The organism is Rhodopirellula maiorica SM1, from assembly GCF_000346295.1.
GTDB classification, from domain to species: domain Bacteria; phylum Planctomycetota; class Planctomycetia; order Pirellulales; family Pirellulaceae; genus Novipirellula; species Novipirellula maiorica.
Genome location: NZ_ANOG01000034.1, coordinates 1 through 1,424, shown reverse-complemented (window position 1 = coordinate 1,424; position 1,424 = coordinate 1). Strand labels below are relative to the sequence as shown.

Sequence of the window (1,424 nt, the reverse complement as noted above, 5' to 3'; positions counted from 1 at the left end):
GATGTTTCAACAGCAAAGATGGGAATTCTGGCGAATCCCACTAATTGAGCATCCCCCAACGCATGTCTTCACGAGCACTGCTACGCATAAAATAAACATGGCTTACAGGGAGAACTCTCCCGTTATCAAATTCACACCGCGGAGTTTGTTGGAAAGTACTTTTTCAGCTTCAGAAAGTGACGCTCTAACAAATACCAACTTACGATGGCGGCAATGTAGGTCAGTGCGAACATCAAACCAATGTACACAAGGTGACTGGAAACAGCATCGCCGGTGACTGAGGTCAAGGTCGTGGCGGTTAGGACGACGGACATCAGCGGAATCAGTGGGTTTTGGAAGATATACATCGCGTAGCTGTATTTCCCAAGGGAACGCAGCGCCGCCAATTTGAAAAAGCGTGCCATCCATTGGTTGCGGTACATGGTCATCAACCAAACCAAAATGCACGCCCAAATCATCGGCCACAAAGTATGCGGTAGGGTGAACCATCCCTTTTTGAAAACCAATCCCGACGCAACGACCATGACACCGGAAAGAAACGGTATTGGCAGCCATGGTCTCAGCCGTTCAAGACTCTGTGGATTGCGTGCCATCACGGCTACCGCCGCTCCAATCAATAGCGCGTCGACCCGAAAAATTGTCAACACGTCGGCAGCAATACCATGATGCGATATCAGAACGTAGACGATTCGTGACACCGCACTCAGTATTGCCACTGTGATCGCCACACGAAGCATCCGAGCTGATCGAACATGGTACAGAATAAACGGCCAAACAAGATAAAAATGCTCCTCCACCGCCAAGGACCAAAAGTGATCGAGGTAGCCAAAACACCATTGGTTTTCCACGCTCATCTTGATGTTGACTAGATAGGTCCACAGATAAAACTGATTCCCCAATGGCAGCGCGAACATGTCAGCCAATTCAGGAACAAACCTTGATCCGATCACAATCGCCGCGAGCGTGCAAAAGTAGAGTGGAAAAATCCGCAGACAGCGACGGGCGATGAAGTTACGAAAGTAGTGGGGACGGTCTTTGCCATCGATCAAGATGCCTGTGATCAGGAAACCCGAGAGCACAAAAAAGAGATCGACTCCGCGATCCCCTTGGCTCAATACGCCCCCGATCAGTTTGCCGAGCATGGTTTCCGAAGGAAATTCTTTGCCAAACCGATACAGCGTCACGATCAAAATGGCAAAACCCCGCAACCCGTCAAGTTCAGCCAAATGCTCGCCGCGGCGCCACACCTGCTCGGCTTGTCGTTGATTGGACGCTTCCATCTGCGGTTCCCGGTGGGAAGTTACGCTTTTCCGTTGCTGGAAGCGAAAGAGCCTTTCGTAACGAAACTTGCGAATGAGTTGCAATGGGCGGTGTCAGTGGACGAGAATCTTCGCAACTTTCGCTACTAGCGAAGCAGTTAAGCA

The 1,424-nt window shown here is 50.4% G+C and carries 1 protein-coding gene; it reads right to left on the bottom strand.

Annotated elements, in window-relative coordinates; translation table 11 throughout:
- Positions 1-131: 131 nt before the first annotated feature.
- Positions 132-1,280 (bottom strand): acyltransferase family protein, encoded by a 1,149-nt coding sequence (locus tag RMSM_RS01180; RefSeq protein WP_008690276.1) that lies wholly within the window; start codon positions 1,278-1,280, stop codon positions 132-134.
- Between the last annotated feature and the right edge of the window lie 144 nt (positions 1,281-1,424).